21 protein-coding genes are annotated in these 22,600 nt (G+C 72.8%); 15 read left to right on the top strand and 6 right to left on the bottom strand.

Annotation, left to right across the window (positions count from 1 at the left end; all coding sequences use genetic code 11):
- Window position 1: 1 nt before the first annotated feature.
- From gltB to AB0M46_RS29405, 8 genes are all read left to right on the top strand, one after another.
- Window positions 2-4,543, top strand: coding sequence for a glutamate synthase large subunit (gene gltB, locus AB0M46_RS29440; protein ID WP_363341135.1), 4,542 nt, complete (start codon window positions 2-4; stop codon window positions 4,541-4,543).
- Window positions 4,536-6,011, top strand: a complete 1,476-nt coding sequence (locus AB0M46_RS29435; RefSeq protein ID WP_363341133.1) for a glutamate synthase subunit beta — start codon at window positions 4,536-4,538, stop codon at window positions 6,009-6,011. The genes gltB and AB0M46_RS29435 overlap by 8 nt, the downstream gene beginning before the upstream one ends.
- 193 nt (window positions 6,012-6,204) lie before the next feature.
- Window positions 6,205-6,597, top strand: a complete 393-nt coding sequence (locus AB0M46_RS29430; RefSeq protein WP_363341131.1) for a hypothetical protein — start codon at window positions 6,205-6,207, stop codon at window positions 6,595-6,597.
- Window positions 6,597-7,697 carry a hypothetical protein gene (locus tag AB0M46_RS29425; RefSeq protein ID WP_363341129.1) on the top strand — a complete coding sequence of 367 codons (1,101 nt, stop codon included), beginning with the start codon at window positions 6,597-6,599 and terminating at the stop codon, window positions 7,695-7,697. The genes AB0M46_RS29430 and AB0M46_RS29425 overlap by 1 nt, the downstream gene beginning before the upstream one ends.
- Window positions 7,694-8,800, top strand: coding sequence for a S8 family serine peptidase (locus AB0M46_RS29420; RefSeq protein ID WP_363341127.1), 1,107 nt, complete (start codon window positions 7,694-7,696; stop codon window positions 8,798-8,800). The genes AB0M46_RS29425 and AB0M46_RS29420 overlap by 4 nt, the downstream gene beginning before the upstream one ends.
- Window positions 8,801-9,104: 304 nt before the next feature.
- On the top strand, window positions 9,105-9,284 hold the full coding sequence (locus AB0M46_RS29415; RefSeq protein WP_363341125.1) for a hypothetical protein: 180 nt from the start codon (window positions 9,105-9,107) through the stop codon (window positions 9,282-9,284).
- Complete coding sequence (locus tag AB0M46_RS29410; protein ID WP_363341123.1) at window positions 9,281-10,390, top strand: S8 family serine peptidase; 1,110 nt, start codon at window positions 9,281-9,283, stop codon at window positions 10,388-10,390. Before AB0M46_RS29415 ends, AB0M46_RS29410 begins: the two co-directional genes overlap by 4 nt.
- A gap of 51 nt (window positions 10,391-10,441) precedes the next feature.
- Window positions 10,442-11,596 carry a mechanosensitive ion channel domain-containing protein gene (locus AB0M46_RS29405; protein WP_363341121.1) on the top strand — a complete coding sequence of 385 codons (1,155 nt, stop codon included), beginning with the start codon at window positions 10,442-10,444 and terminating at the stop codon, window positions 11,594-11,596.
- On the opposite strand, the gene AB0M46_RS29400 is transcribed toward AB0M46_RS29405, so the two are convergent.
- Window positions 11,577-12,668, bottom strand: coding sequence for a low temperature requirement protein A (locus AB0M46_RS29400; protein ID WP_363341119.1), 1,092 nt, complete (start codon window positions 12,666-12,668; stop codon window positions 11,577-11,579). The genes AB0M46_RS29405 and AB0M46_RS29400 overlap by 20 nt on opposite strands.
- 101 nt (window positions 12,669-12,769) lie before the next feature.
- Here AB0M46_RS29400 and pyk point away from each other — a divergent pair, with 101 nt between their 5' ends.
- The 4 genes from pyk to AB0M46_RS29380 all read left to right on the top strand — a co-directional run bounded on the left by pyk (window position 12,770) and on the right by AB0M46_RS29380 (window position 16,256).
- Window positions 12,770-14,191 carry a pyruvate kinase gene (gene pyk, locus AB0M46_RS29395; protein WP_363341118.1) on the top strand — a complete coding sequence of 474 codons (1,422 nt, stop codon included), beginning with the start codon at window positions 12,770-12,772 and terminating at the stop codon, window positions 14,189-14,191.
- Window positions 14,192-14,239: 48 nt separating this feature from the next.
- Window positions 14,240-15,109 carry an acyl-CoA thioesterase II gene (locus tag AB0M46_RS29390; protein ID WP_363341154.1) on the top strand — a complete coding sequence of 290 codons (870 nt, stop codon included), beginning with the start codon at window positions 14,240-14,242 and terminating at the stop codon, window positions 15,107-15,109.
- A 4-nt stretch (window positions 15,110-15,113) separates the two neighbouring features.
- Window positions 15,114-15,569, top strand: coding sequence for an Rrf2 family transcriptional regulator (locus tag AB0M46_RS29385; RefSeq protein WP_344614328.1), 456 nt, complete (start codon window positions 15,114-15,116; stop codon window positions 15,567-15,569).
- 186 nt (window positions 15,570-15,755) lie between these two features.
- On the top strand, window positions 15,756-16,256 hold the full coding sequence (locus AB0M46_RS29380) for an NAD(P)H-dependent oxidoreductase (RefSeq protein ID WP_363341116.1): 501 nt from the start codon (window positions 15,756-15,758) through the stop codon (window positions 16,254-16,256).
- A 205-nt stretch (window positions 16,257-16,461) separates the two neighbouring features.
- Here the strand turns inward: AB0M46_RS29380 and AB0M46_RS29375 are convergent, their stop codons facing one another.
- Together AB0M46_RS29375 and AB0M46_RS29370 are read right to left on the bottom strand one after the other, a co-directional pair.
- A complete protein-coding gene (locus AB0M46_RS29375; protein ID WP_363341114.1) occupies window positions 16,462-16,671 on the bottom strand; it encodes a hypothetical protein in 210 nt (69 codons plus the stop codon).
- 56 nt (window positions 16,672-16,727) lie between these two features.
- The gene (locus AB0M46_RS29370) at window positions 16,728-17,183 is read right to left on the bottom strand and encodes an Rrf2 family transcriptional regulator (RefSeq protein WP_344614331.1); all 456 of its coding nucleotides are present in this window, start codon (window positions 17,181-17,183) and stop codon (window positions 16,728-16,730) included.
- A gap of 99 nt (window positions 17,184-17,282) precedes the next feature.
- Here AB0M46_RS29370 and AB0M46_RS29365 point away from each other — a divergent pair, with 99 nt between their 5' ends.
- The 3 genes from AB0M46_RS29365 (at window position 17,283) to xylB (ending at window position 21,192) form a co-directional block, all read left to right on the top strand.
- Entirely contained in the window at window positions 17,283-18,512 is a 1,230-nt protein-coding gene (locus AB0M46_RS29365) for an ROK family transcriptional regulator (protein WP_363341112.1), read from the top strand.
- Window positions 18,513-18,640: 128 nt separating this feature from the next.
- Window positions 18,641-19,801: a xylose isomerase gene (xylA, locus tag AB0M46_RS29360; protein ID WP_363341110.1), complete on the top strand. Its 1,161-nt coding sequence runs from the start codon at window positions 18,641-18,643 to the stop codon at window positions 19,799-19,801.
- Window positions 19,798-21,192 (top strand): xylulokinase, encoded by a 1,395-nt coding sequence (gene xylB, locus AB0M46_RS29355; RefSeq protein WP_363341108.1) that lies wholly within the window; start codon window positions 19,798-19,800, stop codon window positions 21,190-21,192. Before xylA ends, xylB begins: the two co-directional genes overlap by 4 nt.
- Window positions 21,193-21,392: 200 nt before the next feature.
- Here xylB and AB0M46_RS29350 read toward each other — a convergent pair whose 3' ends face one another.
- Genes AB0M46_RS29350 through AB0M46_RS29340 form a run of 3 tightly spaced genes read right to left on the bottom strand, consistent with a single transcriptional unit; the run spans window position 21,393 to window position 22,585 of the window.
- A complete protein-coding gene (locus AB0M46_RS29350) occupies window positions 21,393-21,641 on the bottom strand; it encodes a DUF4235 domain-containing protein (RefSeq protein WP_363341152.1) in 249 nt (82 codons plus the stop codon).
- A gap of 36 nt (window positions 21,642-21,677) precedes the next feature.
- The gene (locus tag AB0M46_RS29345; protein WP_363341106.1) at window positions 21,678-22,067 is read right to left on the bottom strand and encodes a DUF3618 domain-containing protein; all 390 of its coding nucleotides are present in this window, start codon (window positions 22,065-22,067) and stop codon (window positions 21,678-21,680) included.
- A 44-nt stretch (window positions 22,068-22,111) separates the two neighbouring features.
- Window positions 22,112-22,585 carry a phage holin family protein gene (locus tag AB0M46_RS29340; RefSeq protein ID WP_363341104.1) on the bottom strand — a complete coding sequence of 158 codons (474 nt, stop codon included), beginning with the start codon at window positions 22,583-22,585 and terminating at the stop codon, window positions 22,112-22,114.
- Window positions 22,586-22,600: the final 15 nt, after the last annotated feature.

The raw sequence follows: 22,600 nt of genomic DNA, 5'->3' as shown, positions 1-22,600 counted from the left end.
GATGGGTTACCCGGGACCGCAGCGGCAGGGCCTGTACGACCCTGCCTTCGAGCACGACGCCTGCGGGGTCGCCTTCGTCGCTGATATTCACGGCCGCAGGTCCCATGACGTTGTCTTCAAGGGGCTCTCGGCGCTGCGGCGGATGGACCACCGGGGTGCCCGCGGTGCCGAGCCCAACACCGGCGACGGCGCGGGCATCATGATCGGCATCCCGGACGAGTTCCTGCGCGCGGTCGTGCCGTTCGAGCTTCCGCCCGCCGGGCAGTATGCGACCGGCCTGGCCTTCCTGCCCACCGACGACGAGGCGGCCCAGCGCGCGCAGCGGGTGCTGGAGAAGTACGCCCTCGTCGAAGGGGCCCAGGTGCTCGGCTGGCGCGACGTGCCGGTCGACGCCACCGACCTCGGTGCCACCGCCCTGGCCGCCATGCCGCGCATCCGCCAGGTCTTCCTCAGCGCGGAGAAGCTCGGCGCGCCCGGCGTGGTGCTCGCCGGCCTGGACCTCGACCGGGTCGTCTACTGCGTGCGCAAGCAGACCGAGCGGGAGACCCGGGAGCGGGGCATCCACCTGTACCTGCCGTCGCTGTCGTCGCGCACGATCACGTACAAGGGCATGCTCACCCCGGACCAGGTCGTGTCCTTCTTCCCCGACCTGTCCGACGAGCGGGTCGCCTCGGCGATCGCGCTGGTGCACTCGCGCTTCTCCACCAACACGTTCCCGTCGTGGGAGCTGTCGCACCCGTACCGCATCATCGCCCACAACGGCGAGATCAACACGATCCGCGGCAACCGCAACTGGATGGCCGCCCGCGAGGCGCTGCTGGCCACGGAGAACCTGCCCGGCAACATCCGCCGGCTGTTCCCGATCTGCAGCCCGGAGGCGTCGGACTCGGCGAACTTCGACGAGGTGCTGGAGCTGCTGCACCTGGCCGGGCGCAGCCTGCCGCACGCGGTGCTGATGATGATCCCCGAGGCGTGGGAGAACGACCCGCGCATGGACCCGGCCCGCCGGGCCTTCTACCGCTTCCACGCCTGCCTCATGGAGCCCTGGGACGGCCCGGCCAGCGTGGCCTTCACCGACGGCACCGTCGTCGGCGCGGTGCTCGACCGCAACGGCCTGCGCCCGGGCCGCTGGTGGCAGACCAGCGACGGGCTCGTCGTGCTGGCCAGCGAGGCCGGCGTGCTCGACCTCGACCCGGCCACCATCGTGGCCAAGGGCCGTTCGGCGCCGGGCAAGATGCTGCTGGTCGACACGGCGGCCGGGCGCATCCGCACCGACGACGAGATCAAGGCCGAGCTGGCCGCCGCCGAGCCGTACGACGAGTGGCTGCTCGCCGGGCTCATGGACCTCGAGTCGCTGCCCGAGCGCGAGCACATGGTGTACACCCACGACTCGGTCCAGCGCCGGCAGCAGACCTTCGGCTACACCGAGGAGGAGCTCAAGATCCTCATCGGGCCGATGGCCCGGACCGGCGCCGAGCCGCTCGGCTCGATGGGCACCGACACCCCGGTGGCCGTCCTGTCGACCCGGCCCCGCCTGATGTACGACTACTTCACCCAGCTCTTCGCGCAGGTCACCAACCCGCCGCTGGACGCGATCCGCGAGGAGCTGGTGACCAGCGTCGCGGCGACGATCGGCCCCGAGGCCAACCTGCTGCGGCCGGGGCCCGCCTCCTGCCGGCAGATCGCGCTGCCGTACCCGGTCGTCGACAACGACGACCTGGCCAAGATCCTGCACATCGACGAGGACGGCGACCTGCCCGGCTTCAAGGCCGTGCGGGTGTCCGGCCTCTACCCGGTCCGCGACGGCGCGACCGGCCTCAAGCGCCGCCTGGTCGAGATCATGCGCGGCGTCTCCGAGGCCATCGAGGACGGCGTGCGCATCCTGGTGCTGTCCGACCGCGACTCCACCGCCGACCTCGCGCCGATCCCGTCGCTGCTGCTCACCGCGGCCGTGCACCAGCACCTCGTGCGCGAGCAGACCCGCACCCAGGTGTCGCTGGTCGTCGAGTCGGGCGACTGCCGCGAGGTGCACCACGTCGCCGTGCTCGTCGGCTTCGGCGCCTCGGCGGTCAACCCGTACCTGGCCTTCGAGAGCGCCGAGGACCTCATCGCCACCGGCGTGCTGAGCGGCGTCGACCCGGACAAGGCGGTCTACAACTACGTCAAGGCGCTCGGCAAGGGCGTCCTGAAGATCATGTCCAAGATGGGCATCTCGACCGTCTCGTCGTACTGCGGCGCCCAGGTCTTCGAGGCCGTCGGGCTCGACCCGCGGTTCGTCGAGCGGTACTTCACCGGCACCCCGAGCAAGATCGGCGGGATCGGCCTGGCCGAGGTGCACGCCGAGATCGCCGCCCGGCACGCCCGGGCCTACCCGGCCAACGAGGCCGAGCGGGCGCACCGGCGGCTCGAGGTCGGCGGCGAGTACCAGTGGCGCCGCGAGGGCGAGCTGCACCTGTTCAACCCCGAGACCGTGTTCCTGCTGCAGCACGCGACCCGCTCCCGGCAGTACGACGTCTTCCAGCGCTACACCGCGAAGGTCGACGAGCTGGCCGGCCGGGCGGGGTCGCTGCGCGGCCTGTTCGAGCTGCGCACCGGCGTGCGCCCGGCGGTGCCCCTCGACGAGGTCGAGCCGGCCACGGAGATCGTCAAGCGCTTCGCGACGGGCGCCATGTCGTACGGCAGCATCTCCGCCGAGGCGCACGAGACCCTCGCCATCGCGATGAACAACATCGGCGGCAAGTCCAACACCGGCGAGGGCGGCGAGGACTCGGAGCGCCTGCACGACCCGCGCCGCCGCTCCGCCGTCAAGCAGGTGGCCAGCGGCCGCTTCGGCGTCACCACCGAGTACCTGGTCAACGCCGACGACCTGCAGATCAAGATGGCCCAGGGCGCGAAGCCCGGCGAGGGCGGGCAGCTGCCCGGCAACAAGGTGTGGCCCTGGATCGCCAAGACCCGGCACGCCACCCCGGGCGTCGGGCTGATCTCGCCGCCGCCGCACCACGACATCTACTCCATCGAGGACCTGGCCCAGCTGGTCTTCGACCTCAAGAATGTCAACCCCTCGGCGCGCGTGCACGTCAAGCTCGTCTCCGAGGTGGGCGTCGGCACCGTGGCGGCCGGCGTGGCCAAGACGAAGGCCGACGTCATCCTGATCTCCGGGCACGACGGCGGTACCGGTGCCTCGCCGCTCAACTCGCTCAAGCACGCCGGCAGCCCGTGGGAGCTGGGGCTGGCCGAGACGCAGCAGACGCTGCTGCTGTCGGGGCTGCGGGACCGGGTCACCGTGCAGGCCGACGGGCAGCTCAAGACCGGCCGGGACGTGATCATCGCGGCGCTGCTCGGTGCCGAGGAGTACGGCTTCGCCACCTCGCCGCTCATCGTCTCCGGCTGCATCATGATGCGCGTCTGCCACCTCGACACCTGCCCGGTCGGCATCGCCACCCAGAACCCGGCGCTGCGCAAGCGGTTCACCGGCAAGCCGGAGTTCGTCGAGAACTTCTTCTGGTTCCTGGCCGAGGAGGTCCGCGGCTACCTGGCCGAGCTGGGCTTCCGCACCCTCGACGAGGCGATCGGGCGCACCGAGCTGCTCGACGTGCGCCGGGCCGTGGACCACTGGAAGGCCGGTGGGCTCGATCTGACCCCGCTGCTGCACGTGCCCCCTCTCGCCGACGACGCCGTCCGGCGCCAGACCACCAAGCAGGACCACCGGCTGGAGCGGGCGCTGGACAACCAGTTCATCGCCGCGGTCTCGCCGGCCCTGGACGCCGGCGAGTCGATCCGGCTCGAGGCGGCGGTGCGCAACGAGCACCGGTCCGTGGGCGCGATGCTGGGCGGCGAGGTGGCCCGCCGGGCCGGTGGCGCCGGCCTGCCCGACAACACGGTGGACATTACGCTGCGCGGCACCGCCGGCCAGTCGTTCGGCGCGTTCGTCCCCCGCGGGATCACCCTGCGGCTGTACGGCGACGCCAACGACTACGTCGGCAAGGGCCTGTCCGGCGGGCGGCTCATCGTCCGCCCCGACGAGCGGGCGCCGTTCGTGGCCGAGAACCAGATCATCGGCGGCAACACGGTGCTCTACGGCGCCACCGCCGGCCGCCTGTTCATGCGCGGCCGGGCCGGCGAGCGGTTCGCGGTGCGCAACTCCGGCGCCGTGGCCGTCGTGGAGGGCGTGGGCGACCACGGGTGCGAGTACATGACCGGCGGCACCGTCGTGGTGCTCGGCCCGACCGGGCGCAACTTCGCGGCCGGCATGTCCGGCGGCGTCGCCTACCTCTGGCGCCTGAACCGCGACCTCGTCAACGCCGAGCTGGTCGACCTGCGCCCGGTGCGCGACCCGGCCGTGCTGCGCGCGCACATCGAGGAGCACCTCGCCGAAACCGGCTCGGCCGTCGCCGCCCGGCTGCTGGCGGACTGGAACGCCGCGCTCGCGGAGTTCACCGAGGTCATGCCGCGCGACTTCGAGCGCGCGATGGAGGCGATCCGGGCCGCCGAGGCCGCCGGGCGCGACGTGGACACGGCCGTCATGGAGGTGGCACGTGCCTGACCCGAACGGCTTCCTGCGCTACGAGCGGCGGCTGCCGGGCCGCCGGCCGGTCCCCGTCCGCCTGCAGGACTGGCGGGAGGTCTACCCGCCGGCGGGCGACGAGCTGATCCGGGAGCAGGCCACCCGCTGCATGGACTGCGGCATCCCGTTCTGCCACGACGGCTGCCCGCTGGGCAACCGCATCCCGGACTGGAACGACCTGGTCCGCACCGGCGACTGGGACTCCGCGATCGAGGCGCTGCACGCCACGAACAACTTCCCGGAGTTCACCGGGCGGCTGTGCCCGGCGCCGTGCGAGGCGGCCTGCGTGCTGTCCATCGCCGGCGGCCAGCCCGTGACCATCAAGCAGGTCGAGGTCGAGATCATCAACCGGGCCGTCGAGGCCGGGCGGGTCACCCCGCGCCCGGCCCCGGAGCGCTCCGGCAAGAGCGTCGGGGTGGTCGGCTCCGGCCCCGCCGGCCTCGCCGCGGCCCAGCAGCTGGCCCGCGCCGGGCACGACGTCACCGTCTACGAGCGCGACGACGAGCTGGGTGGGCTCCTGCGGTACGGCATCCCGGACTTCAAGCTCGAGAAGCAGCACATCGAGCGGCGGCTGGAGCAGCTGCGGGCCGAGGGCGTGCGCTTCCGCACCGGCGTGCACGTCGGCGTGACCGTCTCCGTGGAGGACCTGCGCGCCTCGCACGACGCGCTGCTGCTGGCCTGCGGCGCACTCGCGGCCCGGGACACCCCGGAGACGCCGGGCCGCTCGCTGCGCGGCATCCACCTCGCGATGGAGCACCTCGTCGAGTCCAACCGCGTGGTCGCCGGCAAGCAGCCCTCGGCCGCGATCACCGCCGAGGGCAAGCACGTCATCATCATCGGCGGCGGCGACACCGCGGCCGACTGCCTCGGCGTGGCCCACCGGCAGGGCGCCCGCTCGGTGCTGCAGCTGGACCAGTACCCGGTGCCGCCCGCGGACCGCGACGAAGACCGCGACCCGTGGCCGACCTGGCCGTGGATCCTGCGCAACTACCCCGCCCACGAGGAGGGCGGCGACCGCGCCTTCGCCGTGGCCGTCACCTCCTTCGAGGGCGACGCCGAGGGCAACCTCACCGCGGTGCGCATCGCCGAGGTCCAGGTGTCCAGGGTGGACGGTCGCCGCGTGGTCAGCGTCGTGGAGGGGACCGAGCGCGAGTACCCCGCCGACCTGGTGCTGCTGGCCATCGGCTTCGAGGGCACCGAAAAGGGCCCGCTGCTCACCACCCTCGGCCTGACCCGCAACCGCCGCGGCGGCATCGACACCGGCCCGGACTGGCAGAGCAGCGCCCTCGGCGTGTTCGTCGCCGGCGACATGCACCGCGGCGCCTCGCTCATCGTGTGGGCGATCGCCGAGGGCCGCTCCGCCGCCGCGTCCATCCACGCCTACCTGGGCGGCGACGGCGCCCTCCCGTCACCGGTCGAGCCGTCCGCGGTGGCCCTGTCCGCCTGAGGCACAGCCCGGGAGCGGACCTCTTGGGGTCCGCTCCCCGCTCTTCGGCGGCTACGACTCGGGCCACCTCCCCCGTGATCCCGATCTGACCGTTTCGCGACTTCTGCGGAGACCCGTCCTGCGGGGTCGCCGGCCCGCCAGCAACCCCGGTACCGTCACGTTGTTCGATGAACATCGTGGCGGGAGGGGCGCGATGGGTGAGCACGGCTTCGCGGTGGACCCAAGCGCGGTCCACGGCTTCGGCAGGGACCTGCAGCACGACCTGGACGTCCACCTGTCCGCTGAGAAGATCCAGACCCTGCACATCTTCAGCGAGACCCCGATATTCGGCGCCCGAACCGCGAGCTCGACAGTCCAACAGGCAGCCAAGTCCTACCACGCGCGGCTCCTGGCGTTGTACGACGTCATGGACGCGATGTTGTACAACGGCGCGGTTCTGGCCCGGGCAGCCCACACGATCGCCGATGCCTACGCCGCCTCGGACATGGTGGCCGGGGACGAGGTGCAGCGCGCGGTGTTCAACGCCCGGCAGGCGACGGCGGCGGATGCTATCGCCGTCGACCCCCGCACGGGTAGGCCGATCTGATGGCGCAAGCGTACGGGGAGTACCGGCTCCCCGATTTGTGGGCGATGGTTGCCGGGGAGGACCCCGAGGCCGGGTTCGTACACGTCAACGCGTTGAACCGGCTGCGTACCTCGCTGGAGCAGCAGCGCGACAACCTGCGGGCCCAGCGCGACCGGCTGATCGAGGGCTGGCCGCCCGAACGCAGTGAGGCCGCTGCGTTGTTTGTCGACCGGGTCAACAACATGATCACGGCGATGACGTACACGGCCGAGGCGGCCGGCCGGATGTGCAACGGTGTCGACGAGGCCTTCGCTGCGATCCGCGATGCCAGGCGCCAGCTCGAGCCGCTGGCGGCCTCGGGTCGACAGGGCGCAGAACTCGACCAGCGGGGCCGGGAGGTGTTGATCGCCGCCGACGCCAAGGTGGCGTCGGCGTCCGGGCTGATCAACACGAGCGTCCCCTCCTACAAGCGGATCGACGTCCGGCAGCCAATCAGCCAGAACACCGCCGAGACGGATGGCTCCGGAGGCTCGACCGGATCCTCCAGCGCCCGCACGTCGGGGACGAGCATGCAGTCGGCGCTCCTGCCGGCGCCCACGTTCGATCCGCCGTCGTCCTCCGGATCGGTGGCGGGCAGCGGTGTCGATGCTGGTCCACTCGTCGGCGACAGCGGACCGGTGCTTGCCGGCGACCGACCTGTTGCTCCCGCGCCGGTGCCGAGTGGTGTCATCGGAGGCTCCGGGCCGAGCCACACGACGGCACCGGTCGCCAACGGCCCGTACCGTTTCGACGCCGTTGGCCAGGGCGGCGTGATCGGTTTGCCGCGCCCGTCTCCCACGGCACGCGGCGATGTCACCGGAACGCCGATGACCGGTCCGGGTCAGCGTCCAGCGTCGGGGCGGGCCTCTACATCCGCCGAGCCAACGCAGGGCCGCACCCTTGGAGGCATGCCCGGGGGATATCGCGACCACTCCTACGAGGCCTACTCGCAGCGACACCGGTCGAAGCGCACCGACAATGATGAGCTGTGGTCAGTCGAGGAGGGTGTGGCCCCAGTGCTCGAAGCGGCGACCGAGGTGAGCCACGACCCAGGGTCGGGCGTCCTGGGAATCGACCGTTGAACGGGCTGCTGCGCCGGGCGGGCTCGGTTGCGCTGGTCGCGGTCGTGTCGGTCGTGGCGGCCGGCAGGCCGGCGTTCGCGGACGACATCCGCGACCGGCAGTGGTACCTCGCGGCGCTGGACATCGCCGATGCCCAGAAAGTCAGCCAGGGTGACGGGGTGGTGGTCGCCCTGCCGGATACCGGGGTGGACGTCAAGCATGCTGAGCTCGCCAAGGCGGTGCTGCCCGGCAAGGGGTTCGGGGAAGGCAACACCACTGACGGCACGGTCGACGTCCAGGGGCACGGCACCGCCATGGCCGGGCTCATCGCGGGACGGGGCCTGCCCAATGGCGGCGGTGTGCTCGGCATTGCGCCCAGGGCGATGATCCTGCCGCTGCAGACGCTGAGGTCGGATGACGGGCTCGGGGTGCCGGCGTTGCTGGGGGAGGGGATCGACTGGGCGGTCGAGCACGGGGCGAAGGTCATCTGCATCGCCGCGGTGACCGACGAGGACCAGCGGGTGCAGGAGGCCGTCGAGCGCGCGCTCCGAGCGGACGTCGTGGTGGTCGCGGGGGTCGGGAACGCACCGGATACGACCGCCGTGGGGTTCCCGGCCCGGCTGCCCGGCGTCCTGGCGGTCGGCGGGACGGATCGCAACGGCGACCACGCGTCGGTCTCGGCCACGGGGCCCGAGGTGATGGTCTCGGCGCCGGCGGTGGAGATCGTGTCGACGACCCGCGCGGGCCGGTACGACTCCGGGACCGGCACGAGTGATGCCACGGCGATTGTGTCCGGAGTGGTGGCGCTGGTCCGGGCGAAGTACCCGGGTCTTTCGGCGGCCGAGGTGGTGCATCGGATTACGGCCACGGCTACCGACAAGGGGAAGCCGGGGCGGGATGACGAGTTCGGGTTCGGGATCGTCAACCCCGTGGCGGCGCTCACGGCCGATGTACTGCCGGTCTCCGCCTCGCCGTCGCCCGCCGCGTTGGGTGCGTTGCCGGGGCCGGCGCACGACGGCGCGATCGACGTGGGGAGCAGGATGACGGCCGTCGCGGTCGCCGGGGGCATTGCTGTGGTGGTGTTCGCCGGGCTGGTGCTTTGGCGGCTGCGGCGACGCAGGTGAGGCCGGCACCGCCCAGCGGTTGACCGTTTTGTGTGTTCTGCAGGCTGGGGCGGTCGGGGTCGCTGCGGCGGAACCCGGGCCGGTACGGTCGCCGTATTCGGTGCGAATTGTGACGAGGGGGCGCGGTGGGTGAGCGGCTCCGATGGGCGTCTCTCGGTTCGGCCGCGGCGCGCCCAGGCCGTCGACCTCTACCGCCGGGCCGTTTGCGACAACGCCGATGACGCCGGCGGCCGCCGGGCGGGGCCGGCCGGGCTCGATGCCAGCGGGGCCTGCCGAGGCGGCCGGGCCGCGGGGTGCCGGCGGCGTGCCCGGGGGATACCGGGACCGGTCGTTCGAGGACTACGCGGCGCGCCGCCGGTCGAAGCGCGGGGACGGCGACGGCGATGAGGTGTGGCCGGTCGAGGAGGGCGTCGCCCCGGTGCTCGACGCCACCGCGGAGCGGCGCCACGATCCCGGGCCGGGTGTGTTGGGGATCGACCGTTGACCGCCGCGGTGCGGCGCTGGTGCGTCGGCCTGCTCGCGATCGTGCTCGTGCTGCTGGGGACGGCCCGGCCGGCGAGCGCGGACGCCGTTCGGGATCGGCAGTGGCACCTCGCGGCGCTCGGTATCGCCCAGGCGCAGCACATCAGCCAGGGCGAGGGCGTGGTGGTCGGCCTGCCCGACACGGGCGTGGACATCAAGCACGCCGAGCTGTCGGGCGCGGTGCTGCCCGGCAAGGGGTTCGGCGAGGGCAACGACAACGACGGTCGGGCCGACTATGTCGGGCACGGCACGTCGATGGCCGGGCTGATCGCCGGGAGGGGCCTGCCGAACGGGGGCGGGGCGCTCGGCATCGCCCCGAAGGCCATGATCCTGCCCATGAAGACGCTGAAGAGCGACGACGGGCTCGGCGTGCCGGCGCTGCTCGCGGCCGGCATCGACTGGGCGGTCGAACACTCCGCCAAGGTGATCTGCATCGCCGCGGTGACCGGCGAGGACGCGGCGGTGCGGTCCGCCGTCGAGCGGGCGCTTCGGGCGGACGTCGTCGTGGTCGCCGGCGTCGGGAACACGCCGGACAACACCACGGTCGGGTTCCCCGCACGGCTGCCGGGCGTGCTGGCGGTGGGCGGCAGCGATCGTGACGGCGGTCATGCGCCGATCTCCGCGACCGGGCCGGAGATGATGGTGGCGGCGCCGGCGGTGGACATCGTGTCGACGCGGCCGAACGGGCGGTACGCGGCGGCGTCCGGCACGAGTGATGCCACGGCGATTGTGTCCGGGGTGGTGGCGCTGGTTCGGGCGAAGTACCCCGGTCTTTCGGCGGCCGAGGTGGTGCATCGGATTACGGCCACGGCTACCGACAAGGGGAAGCCGGGGCGGGACGACGAGTTCGGGTTCGGGATCGTCAACCCCGTGGCGGCGCTCACCGCCGACGTGGCGCCCGCCTCGTCGTCCGCCGGGGTAGCCGAGGTGGCGGCGTCGCCCAGCGCGGCCGGGGTGAGCGCGGCGGGGGGTAGCAGCGCTGCCGTGGTGGTGGCCGGAGGGGTTGGGGTGGTGCTCGTCCTGGTGGCGGTCGGGGTGTGGGCGATCCGGCGGAGGGCGCGAGAGTGATCACCTCCGGCTGGTGTGTGGGGTTCACCCGGGGCGGGTAACGCCGCGAGAATGCGGGATTCGGTCTTGGACACGTTGGTGCCGCTCGGGATTGCGCTCGCGGCGGCGTTGGTGGCGCTGTTCGCGGTACACCTGGTGCACAAGGCGCTCATGGGGGCCGGGCGGGGGTCTCGGCTCATCCGGGACCTCGCGACCAGGGCGCATCGGCCGATGCAGTGGTTCGTCGTGCTCTGTGCCGTGTACTTCACCGTGCGGGCCAGCGCGAACGGGGTGTCGTGGCGGCACACATTTCTGCACGCCGATCAGCTGGTCATCATCGGGGTCGGGGCATGGCTCGCGGCGGCGTTGCTCGTGGTGGCGGAGGAGTGGGCGCTGTCGCGGTTTCGCACCGATGTGCCGGACAACCGTACGGCGCGGCGGGTGCACACGCAGGTGGTGATGATCCGGCGGGTCACGGTGGCCGTGGCGGCCGTGGTGGCCCTGGCCGTCATGCTCATGACGTTCCCGGGGGCGCGGCTGTTCGGGACCAGCGTGCTGGCCAGCGCGGGGTTCCTGGGGATCATCGCCGGTCTGGCGGCGCAGAGCGTGCTGCGGAACCTGTTCGCGGGGCTGCAGCTGGCGTTCTCCGACGCGGTGCGGCTCGGGGACGTGGTGATCGTGGAGAACGAGTGGGGGAGGGTGCAGGAGATCACCCTGTCGTACGTCGTCGTGCACGTCTGGGACGACCGCCGGCTGATCCTGCCGACCTCGTACTTCACCGAGAAGCCGTTCCAGAACTGGACGCGTACCGATTCGGCGCTGCTCGGGGCGGTCCTGTTCGACGTGGACTGGTGGCTGCCGGTGCCGGAGATGCGGGAGGAACTGCGGCGGGCGCTCGAGTCGACGGACCTGTGGGACGGGCGGGTCTCGGTGCTGCAGGTGGTGGAGGCGACCGGCCACGCGATGCAGCTGCGGGCCCTGGTCAGCGCCGACGACGCGCCGAAGCTGTGGGACCTGCGCTGCTTCGTGCGCGAGCACCTGGTGATGTGGCTGCGCGATGCGCACCCGGCGGCGCTGCCGCGCGTGCGGGGCGAGACGACCTCGGCGATGCCGCTGCACGCGACGCTCACCGGGCAGACGACCACCACCGACGGGGACTCCCGGGTCTTCAGTCACAGCGTGGACGGCCGGGCCCGGGCCGAGGCGTTCACCGGGCCCGAGCAATGATCCGGGCCGCCACCAGCGCGACGAGCAGCCCGGCCACGATCGGCAGCGTGGCCGGCATGAAGCCCGCGCCGATCACGAGCGCAGCGACCAGGTAGACCAGCCAGCCGCGCTCGCGGGGAAGATGCAGCAGTTGCAGGGATACGAGCAGCAGGGCGACCGGGATGGATACGGCCAGGGAGTGCGCGGACGATTCGAGCGCCACGGCCAGGCCGGCGCCGAGGGCGGCCACCGAGCCGAAGACGAAGAAGTGCCCGTAGCCCCACACGAATCCCCGCCGGTTGCTGGTCAGGCGGTGGTGGACGGGCTGTTCGAAGTACAACCACCAGAACGCGAACACGATGAGCAGTCCGCTGCCGGCCACCCACCACAGGCGGGCCGTGCCGAAGCCGCCCTGCACCGCCAGGGTGGTGGACAGGATGATCTCGCCGAGCACGATGATGAACAGCAGGCCGTAGCGCTCGGCGATGTGGTGCGGGTGCCACGGCGTCCGGCGGTGCCGCTCGGCCCACACCGGCACCGCGAGCTCGGCGGCGGCCATCACCGGGAACAGCGCGGTGTGCAGGTCGCCGTGGGCGAGGAGCAGCAGCCCCCAGCCGACCATGCAGGCGGTGACCCCGGCCGCCATCCGCACCGCCGTGCCGCGGCCCTCGGCGTTGGCGCGCGCGGCCCGCAGCCACTGCGTCGCCAGCCCGATGCGCATGATGACGTAACCGAGCGTGACCACGCCGAGCCGGCCGTCGAACGCGGCCGGCACCCCGGCGGCGAGGACCAGCACACCGGCGATCTGCAGCAGGGCGGTCAACCGGTACGGCACGTCGTCGGTGTCGTACGCGGAGGCGAACCAGGTGAAGTTCATCCATGCCCACCAGATGGCGAAGAACACCATGACGAACCCGGCGACGCCGTGCAGCACGTGGTCCTCGGCCACCGCGTGGTGCAGGCGCTGGCCCAGCTGGGCGATCGCGACCACGAAGCAGAGGTCGAACAGCAGCTCGAGCGGGGTTGCGACGCGGTGCGCCTCGCGGCTGTCGCGGGCCCGCATGGGCCGCCGCCACTGGGGGATCGTGGACATCGGACCAGTATCGGGCAACGCCCGGGTGACCGGCGTCTCAACTGATGGCGTGCGGCCGGGGCAGCGAATACGCGCCGTGGCCGAGGGGCTAGCCTCAGGGTGTGACTCGACGCGCCAAAATCGTCTGTACGCTCGGCCCAGCCACATCTTCGGCCGAGCGGCTCCGTGGCCTTGTCGACGCCGGTATGGACGTCGCGCGGCTCAACTTCAGCCACGGCAGCCACGAGGATCACGCCTCGGTGTACAACCTCGTTCGGGAGGCCTCCACCGCCGCGGGCCGCCCCGTGGGCATCCTGGCCGATCTTCAGGGCCCCAAGATCCGCCTCGGCCGCTTCGCCGACGGCCCGCACGAATGGCCGACCGGATACACCGCGGTCATCACCAGTGACGACATCATCGGCACCGCCGACCGGGTGTCGTGCACCTACAAGAAGCTGCCGCAGGAGGTCAAGCCCGGCGACCGGCTGCTCATCGACGACGGCAGGGTTGCCGTCGAGGTGACCAACGTCACTGGCAACGACATCACGGTCCTGGTGACCGAGGGCGGCACGGTCTCCAACAACAAGGGCGTCTCGCTCCCCAACGTCGCTGTGAGCGTGCCCGCCCTGTCCGAGAAGGACGCCGAGGACCTGCGCTTCGCGCTGCGCCTGGGCGCCGACTGGATCGCGCTGTCGTTCGTGCGCTCGCCCGACGACATCAAGCTGGTCCACGAGATCATGGCGGAAGAGGGCATCCGCCGCCCCGTCATCGCGAAGGTCGAGAAGCCCGAGGCGGTCGCCGCGCTCGAGGCCATCGTCAACGCGTTCGACGGCGTCATGGTCGCCCGCGGCGACCTGGGCGTGGAGATGCCGCTGGAGCAGGTGCCGCTGGTCCAGAAGCGCGCGGTGCAGCTGTGCCGCGAGCAGGCCAAGCCGGTCATCGTCGCCACCCAGATGCTCGACTCGATGATCGAGAACGCGCGGCCGACCCGCGCCGAGGCGTCCGACGTGGCCAACGCGGTCCTCGACGGCGCCGACGCCGTGATGCTGTCGGGTGAGACGAGTGTCGGGAAGTACCCCATCCTGACCGTCTCGACGATGGCCCGGATCGTCGCCACCACCGAGGGCGGCGCCCTCACCGTGCCGCGGCTGCAGCACGACCCCCGCACCAAGGGCGGCGCGCTCACCTCGGCGGCGTCCAACATCGCGCGCAACATCGGCGCGAAGGCCCTGGTCGCCTTCACCCAGACCGGCGACACCGTGCGCCGGCTCGCCCGCCTGCACTGCGAGCTGCCGCTGCTGGCGTTCACCCCCGAGCCCACGGTCCGCAACCAGCTCACCCTCAGCTGGGGCGTGCAGACCTTCGACGTGCCGTTCGTGGAGCACACGGACGAGATGTTCAAGCAGGTCGATCTCGCTCTCGTCGGCCTGCCGTGGCTGTCGCCCGGCGACGACGTGGTGATCGTGGCCGGCTCCCCGCCCGGCACCCCGGGCTCGACCAACACCCTGCGCGTCCACCAGCTGGGAGCACTGTCACAGGAGTGACGGCTTCCGGAGAGTGCGTTCCTGCGTAGATTTGTCCGTGTGACCGAACTGGTGAGCGGGCAGGCCGCGGTGGACGAGCTCGTCCGGCTCCTGGATCTCGAGGCGCTGGGGGACGACCGGTTCCTGGGCATCAGCCCGCCGGTCGGCCCCCAGCGCGTCTTCGGCGGGCAGGTCGCCGGCCAGGCCCTCGTCGCCGCCGCCCGCACGGTCGATCCGGACCGCCGGGTGCACTCGCTGCACGGCTACTTCGTGCGCCCGGGCGACCCCACCGTGCCGATCACCTACGCCGTGGAGAACATCCGCGACGGCCGTTCCTTCTCGGTGCGCCGCTCGGTCGCCGAGCAGCACGGCGAGGTGATCTTCTTCATGTCGGCCTCGTTCCACAGCGCCGAGGAGGGCCTGGACCACCACGAGCCGGCCCCGCTGGACGTGCCCCCGCCCGACGAGGTGCCGACGGCGAGCGAGCGGCTGGCGCAGTACCCGGAGCGGGCCGGCATCTGGGCGGTCGTCCCCCGCCCGATCGACGTGCGCTACGTCGGCGAGCCCGGCTGGGTCCGCCCCGGCGACCGCCCGGCCGAGGCCCGGCAGCGGGTGTGGATGCGCCTGGACGGCAAGCTCCCCGACGACCCGGTGCTGCACACCTGCGTGCTCACCTTCGCCTCCGACCTGACCCTGCTCGACTCGGTGCTCTCGGCCCACGGCGCCGTGTGGGGCCCGGGCGGCTTCGTCGGCGCCAGCCTCGACCACGCGATGTGGTTCCACCGCCCCTTCCGCGCCGACGAGTGGTTCCTCTACGACTGCGTGAGCCCGTCCGCCTCGGGTGCCCGCGGCCTGGCCACCGGTCGCATGTTCACGGTCGACGGCCGTCACATCGCCACGGCCGTGCAGGAAGGCCTGTTGCGGCGCGTGGGAAGATAGCGGCATGCGCCTTTCGGCCCGGGTTGACTACGCGCTGCGCGCCGTTGCGGAGCTGGCGGCGATCTCTGCCGACGGCAAGCTCGTGACCGCGGACCGCCTCGCTTCGGCCCAGCAGATCCCGCCCAAGTTCCTGGAGAGCATCCTGCTGCAGCTGCGCCGCGGCGGCGTGGTGGTCGCCCAGCGCGGCCCGGAGGGCGGCTACCGCCTGGCCCGCCCGGCCGGGGACATCTCCCTGGCCGAGATCATCCGGGTCATCGACGGCCCGCTCGCCAACGTCCGCGGCCAGCGCCCGGAGGAGCTCGGCTACCACGGCGCCGCCTCGTCGCTGCAGGACGTGTGGATCGCCCTGCGCGCCAGCGAGCGGCTCATCCTGGAGACCGTCACGATCGAGGACGTGGTGACGGGGGAGCTGCCGGAGCGGGTCCGCGACCTCGTGGCGGACCCTCGAGCCTGGGTTTAAGAGCTTTTTTGCTCCGGTCCGCGCAACCAGGGCTCCGTTGCTCCCGTCAGTGACCGGTCGGCCCTGGGGGCCTCCCTGCCAGCGCCGCCGTGCCAAGAACGCCCGACAACGTCGGGCGTCGGCGCGCCACGACCGATCGGAAATCTCGCTATTCTCCATCGGGTTAATAGGAGATAAGATCGGCACATGCTCGTCGTGCTCTCCGGGAACCCGCGCCCGCACTCGCGTACCCTCCATCTGGCCGAGGAGGTCGGCGCCGCGCTGGCCGAGCGCCTGGCCCAGCCGGTGCCGCACTCCATCGACGTCGCCGCCCTTGGCACCCGCCTCCTGCAGCCCGGCGACGGCGTCGTGCTCGACGCGATCGGCCGCCTGCAGCGGGCCAGCCTGCTGGTGGTGGCGACCCCGACGTACAAGGGGACCTACACCGGCGTCCTGAAGGTCCTGCTGGACCAGCTCCCAGCCGGTGGCCTGAAGGACGTCGCCGCCGTCACCGTCGTCACCGCCGGCGTGCGCCCCCAGGCCGAGGCCACCGAGCGGCACCTGCGGGAGCTGCTGGTCGAGCTCGGCGCCGTGCCGGTCCATCCGGGCCTCGCCGTGGTCGAGTCGGAGCTGGCCAACGCCGGCGCGGTCGCCGCCGAGTATGTCCGCACCATCGGCGACTCCTTCGCCGCTGCCGGCGTCGTGTAGGCCAGCGGCCGCGCAAGGTGCGGACAAATCCGCCAGCGTCGCGTAGGCCATCGGCCGCGCGAAATGCTGACGAACTCGATAAGTCGGGCGCTCCGCGCCGCGACTTATCGGACTTATAACCCGACAGGCGGAACATCCGAAAAATCCTGATGCCGCCAGGCATCGGGATTTTTCGGGCCAAACGCCCCGGGTCAGTACGCCCCGGTCAGTCGCCGATCGCGGCGGCGACCAGCGCGGACGCGCCGTCGCGCTCGCAGAGCTCGTTGAGGGACCGCGCGATGCTCACCAGCGCGTACGTCTGGGTCACCCGCAGCGTGCGGTCCATCTCGAGGTCGTCGGCCATGTCCAGCTCGGCGCGGATGCTGTGCAGGAAGCCCTCGGCCGCCTGCAGGTAGGGGTCGTGCGCTTTCGACATACCCCGAGGGTAGGCGGCCGCCGGCCGCCGGCGGCCCCGTTCCCCCGGATCGGGGGTCAGCGGGGCTGCCAGGCGGCGGGCGGACTGGTGAGCCGGCGGACGTGGGCCGGCATGCGTCCGCGCACCACGTCGGCGAGGCTCACCTCGTCGAGCACGTTGCGCACCGCGGCCCGCACGGCGACCCAGAGCTGCTGCAGGTGCTCGGCGGTCCCGGAGTACATGGCCTCCTCCGGCCGCACCCCGCGCACCTCCGCCAGCGGGCCGTCGACGGCGCGTAACACGTCGCCGACCATGATCTCCGAGGGCTGGCGGGTCAGCACGTACCCGCCGTCCACGCCGCGCTGGCCCCGCACCAGGCCGGCCCGGCGCAGGTCGCCGAGCACCGCCTCGAGGAACTTGCGCGGCATCTCCTGTTCATCGGCGAGGCCGGCGGCCGAGACCACCGCCGGATACGCGGCCGCCAGCCCCAGGGAGGCCCGAACCGCATAATCCCCACGCGCCGAGATGTGCATCGAAAGACTGCCTTTCCGGCCGGGGTTATGGCATAAGTTGTCCCGTACCAATGTAGGGTGCCCGCCCGCGGGTGATCGCCGGGGTAGCGTTGTCGGATTATGCGATCAGATGAGCCGCGGCGCGGCGCCGACCACAACGTGATGCGGGAAGTCAACCGTTCACTGGTGCTGGCGCTGGTCAAGGAGGGTGGCCCGGTGTCCCGGGCGAGCATCGCACGCTCCACCACGCTGGCCAAGCCGACAGTCTCGGCGATCGTGGACGAACTCATCGCCGACGGGCTGGTCCGCGAGATCGGCCCCGGCTCCACCGCGGTGAGCGGCGGCCGCCCCCCGATCCTGCTGGAGTTCAACGCCCGCTCCCAGCTCGTCGTCGGCGTGCACATCGGCGCGCGGCGCACCACGATCGCCATCGGCGACGCCGCGGGCGAGGAGGTGGCCCGCCGCGAGTTCCCCACGCCGCGGCCGGCCGGGCCGGAAGCGGTCCTGCGCCTCGTCGCCGACGAGGTGCGGGCCGCGATCGACGGCGCCGGCCTGCCGGGCGCGAAGATCGCGGCGGTCGGCGCCGTGCTGCCCGGGCTCACCGACTTCCACGCGGGGGTCTGCCTGCTCGCGCCCAACCTGGGCTGGCGCGACGTGCCGGTCCGGGACGTCCTCGCGGCCGAGCTGGGCGCGCCGGTGTACGTCCACAACGCCGGCCAGGCCGCCGCCGTCGCCGAGAACCTCGAGGGGGCGGGGGAGCGGGCCGGGGACCTGGCGCTGCTGTACGCCGGCACGGGCCTGTCCGCCGGCGTGCTCTCCGACGGCCGGGTCTTCCACGGTGTCGGCGGCACGGCCGGGGAGATCGGCCACAACGCCGTGCCCGGCATCGAGGAGCCCTGCAACTGCGGCAACGTCGGCTGCCTGGAGACGGTGGCGTCCGGCCCGGCGATCGTGCGGGCGGCCCAGCGCGCCCTGGCCGACGGCGAGCCCTCGGCGCTGGCCGAGCTCGACGGCTTCGACGCCCGGGACGTGGCGGCGGCCGCGCAGGCGGGGGACCGGGTGGCCGGCCGCGTGATCGCGGACGTCGGCGAGCACCTCGGGCTGGCGGCGTCGTGGCTCATCAACGCGTACAACCCGGCGCTCGTCGTCGTCGGAGGGGGCCTCGCCGCGATCGGGGACCTCCTGCTCGACCCGCTGCGGGCGGCCGCCGCCCGGCACTCCCTCGCGCCGGCGCTGCGCGGGGTGGAGATCCGCGCCTCGGTGCTCGGCCCCGACGCCGAGGTGCGCGGCGCGGTGCTGCTGGCGTTGCAGCACTCCGAGACGTACTACCGCGTGGTCTTCCGCGCCTGAGGTGAACCCCGCGATGCCGGCCCAAGATCCCTGCGTACCGAGGTTAGTTCTTATCTTGAACAAACCTGGTCTCCGGGCGTAGCCTAGGGCCCACATTCGCCAACCCCCGCCCGCGAAGAGGTAGCTTCATGAACGATTACCAGCCCACCCGCGAGGACAAGTTCTCCTTCGGGCTGTGGACCGTCGGCTGGCAGGCCCAGGACGTGTTCGGCGGGCCGACGCGCGCGCCGCTGGACTCGGTCGAGGCCGTGCACCGGCTCTCCGACCTCGGCGCCGCCGCGGTGACGTTCCACGACGACGACCTGTTCCCGTTCGGCAGCGACGACGCGACCCGCGACAAGCTCATCGGGCGCTTCAAGGACGCGCTGGTCGAGACGGGCCTGCGGGTGGAGATGGTCACCACCAACCTGTTCAGCCACCCGATCTTCAAGGACGGCGGGCTCACCTCGAACGACCGCGCGGTCCGGCGGTTCGCGATCAAGAAGGTGCTGCGCAACATCGACCTCGCCGCCGAGCTCGGGGCGGAGACCTACGTGCTGTGGGGCGGGCGCGAGGGGGCCGAGTCCGGCGGGGCCAAGGACGTGGCCGCCGCGCTCGACCGCTACCGCGAGGGGCTCAACCTGCTCTGCGCCTACGTGCGCGACCAGGGGTACGACATCCGCTTCGCGCTCGAGCCGAAGCCCAACGAGCCCCGCGGCGACATCCTGCTCCCCACCATCGGCCACGCCCTCGCGCTCATCGCAACGCTCGACGAGCCCGACCGCGTCGGGCTGAACCCCGAGGTCGGGCACGAGGAGATGGCCGGGCTGAACTTCGCGCACGGCATCGCCCAGGCGCTGTGGCACGGCAAGCTGTTCCACATCGACCTCAACGGGCAGCACGGCCCGCGCTTCGACCAGGACCTGCGCTTCGGCGCCGGCAACCTCCGCGGCGCGTTCTGGACCGTCGACGTGCTCGAGAACGGCGGGTACACCGGCTACCGCCACTTCGACTACAAGCCGCCGCGCACCGAGGACTACGACGGGGTGTGGGAGACCGCCCGCGCCTGCATGCGCAACTACCTCATCCTGCGCGACCGGGTCCGCTCCTTCCGGGCCGACCCGCAGGTGGCCGAGGCGCTGGTGGCGGCCCGGGTCGAGGAGCTCTACGAGCCCACCCTCGCCGAGGGCGAGACCATCGAGTCGCTGCGCGCCGAGGAGTTCGACGTGGACAAGCTCGCCGCCCGCGGCGGCGCGTTCGAGGTCCTCGACCAGCTGGCCATGGAGCACCTGCTCGGGGTGCGCTCGTGACGCTTGTCGCCGGCGTGGACACCTCCACCCAGTCGACGAAGGTCATCGTGTGCGACGCGGACACGGGCGCGGTCCTGCGGGAGGGCCGCGCCGCCCACCCCGACGGCACCGAGGTCGCCCCCGAGCACTGGTGGCGCGCCCTGCAGGAGGCGATCTCCGGCGGGCTGCTCGACGGCGTGGCCGCGATCGGCGTCGGCGGCCAGCAGCACGGCATGGTCCTGCTGGACGAGGCCGGCGACGTGGTCCGCGACGCGCTGCTGTGGAACGACACCCGCTCCGCCGGCGCGGCCGACGACCTCGTCGGCGAGCTGCCCGGCGGCGCGGGCGGCTGGGCCGAGGCGGTCGGCCTCGTGCCGGTGGCCAGCTTCACCGTGACCAAGCTGCGCTGGGTGGCCCGGCACGAGCCCGACGTCGCCGCCCGGGCCGCGAGCGTCGTCCTGCCGCACGACTGGATCACCCACCGCCTCCGCGCGGACGCTGGCGACGGCCCGACCACGGACCGCGGCGACGCCTCCGGCACCGGGTACTGGTCGCCCGCGACGGGGCAGTACCGGCCCGACCTCGTGCGCCTGGCGTTCGGCCGGGACCTCGCGCTGCCCCGGGTCGCCGGGCCGGCCGAGGTCGTCGGGGAGACCGCGGGCGGCGCGCTGCTCGCCCCCGGCACGGGCGACAACATGGCGGCGGCGCTCGGCCTCGGCCTGCGCCCCGGGGACGTGGTGGTGTCGCTGGGCACGTCCGGCACGGTGTTCGGGGTCAGCGCGGCTCCCGTGGCCGACCCCGGCGGCACCGTGGCCGGCTTCGCCGACGCCACCGGCCGCCACCTGCCGCTCGTGTGCACGCTCAACGCCGCCCGGGTGCTCACCGCGGCCGCCGACCTGCTCGGCGTCCCGCTGTCCCGGCTGGACGAGCTGGCCCTGGCCGCCGAGCCGGGCGCGGGCGGGCTGACGCTGCTGCCCTACCTCGACGGGGAGCGGACCCCCAACCTCCCGGCCGCCCGCGGCCTGCTCAACGGCCTGACCCGCGCCAACGCCGGCCCGGCCAACCTGGCCCGCGCCGCCTACGAGGGCATGCTCTGCGGCCTGGCCGACGGGCTCGACGCGATCCGCGGGGCCGGCGTCCCGGTGCAGCGGGTCCTGCTCATCGGCGGCGCCGCGGCCTCGGCGGCGGTGCGGGCCATCGCGCCGGCGCTGCTCGGGATGCCGGTCACGGTGCCGGAGCCGGGGGAATACGTGGCGCTCGGCGCGGCCCGCCAGGCGGCGTGGGCGCTGCGAGGCACGCCGGAGGCCCCGGCCTGGTCACTCGCCGCGGCCGAGGTCACCGCCGCGCCGACCGAGGGCATCCGCAAGGTGTACTCCGAGGTGCGCGACCGCGCCCAGGCCCTCCTGCGGTGAGGTGACGTCCCGGGGCTCCGGCGCCGGGGCGTCCGTCAACGCACCCGGCGCCGGATTCCCGCGCACCGGCCCGTTCCCTCGTACGGCCCGATGCAGGATCACGTCTTCGCACCACCGAATCTGCGCCGCCCGGGTTGCCCGCCGCGGTACCGCTGCGGAGCGCGTCCGTTGCGAGCCGCGCACCCGCGCGCTCGTGCGTGTCAGTTGGGCCAGTCGCCCGTGAGGCGGCGCACGCCGGCCGCGCCGCCGCGGTCGATCGCGGCCTTCACCACGGCGAAGATGGCGCCCTGGAGCGCGGCCGCGGCCAGGACCTCGGCCCAGCCGTACTCGGTCGACGTCGCCTCCGGAGCCTCGTCCTCGCCGGCCAGGTGCCGCCAGACCTGCTTGAAGATGAACCCCGCCGCGATACCGCCCGCAATGCCGAAGGCGATGCGGAACGGCTTGTACATCAGGTTGCTCACGTGCAGTCCTCCAGCGGCGGCCGGTCAGTCGTTGCGGTGGTTGCGGTAGCCGACCAGGGCGGCCAGGATCAGCAGCGCCGAGCCGACCACCCACGGCGCCGGGCGCTCGCGGGCCGAGCGGACCAGGCGGCGCATGCCCTCCTCCAGACTCTGCCGCGGGTGGGTGCGCAGCTCGCGTCCCGCGTAGGCGGCGTTCACGGCCACTTGCTCGACCCCCTCGCGCATGCGCATCCTGGCGGCGGTGATCGAGGAGTGCACGGCCTCCTGGGCGCGGCCCTTCACGTCGGCCCTGGCGGCGAGCGCCTCCATGGTCTGGCCCAGGTCGGCGCGGGTGCGGGCGATCTCCGCCCGCAGCATCTCCGGGTCCACCGGCCGGTGACCGTCGTGTCCACTGTGGCCATTGAGATTCGGCATCTGATCCCCTGAACCGGCGCGACCGTGCGCGGATTCCGTGGCGGTCATCGGTGTCCCCCATGCTTCGCGGAGGTGGTGATGGTGTCGATGTCGGCCTTGACCCGGGCCACCGTCTCCTCCGGCACCGGCGACCCCGCCTTGCGGACCTGGCCCCGGCCGAGCACGGCGAGCAGTCCGGCCACGGCGAAGAGCACGACGCCGATGATGAGCGCGGACAGCCACACCGGCATCACGGTGGCCAGGCCGGCGATGGCCGCGGCGAGCAGGGCACCCACGCCGTACAGCGCGACCATGCCGGCGCCGCCGAACATGCCGACCCCGACGCCGGCCCGCTTGCCCTTCTGGGTCAGCTCGAGCTGGGCGAGCTTCAGCTCGTCGCGCACCAGCGTGGAGATCTGCTCGGAGGCGAGCCGCACGAGCTCTGCCGTGGACCGGTCATGCACGGGCGTCACCGGACTGGTGATCGGGTCCTGCACGCGCGGCGTGGTGGCCGGGCGGTTGTTCAGCGTGTACGGCATGGCTTCTCCTCTCGC

Origin of the sequence: Dactylosporangium sp. NPDC051485, from assembly GCF_040682015.1 — a bacterium.
Classification (GTDB): Bacteria; Actinomycetota; Actinomycetes; order Mycobacteriales; family Micromonosporaceae; genus Dactylosporangium.
Note: the sequence above shows the minus strand (reverse complement) of the source record. Positions and strands in the feature narration are given on the sequence as shown.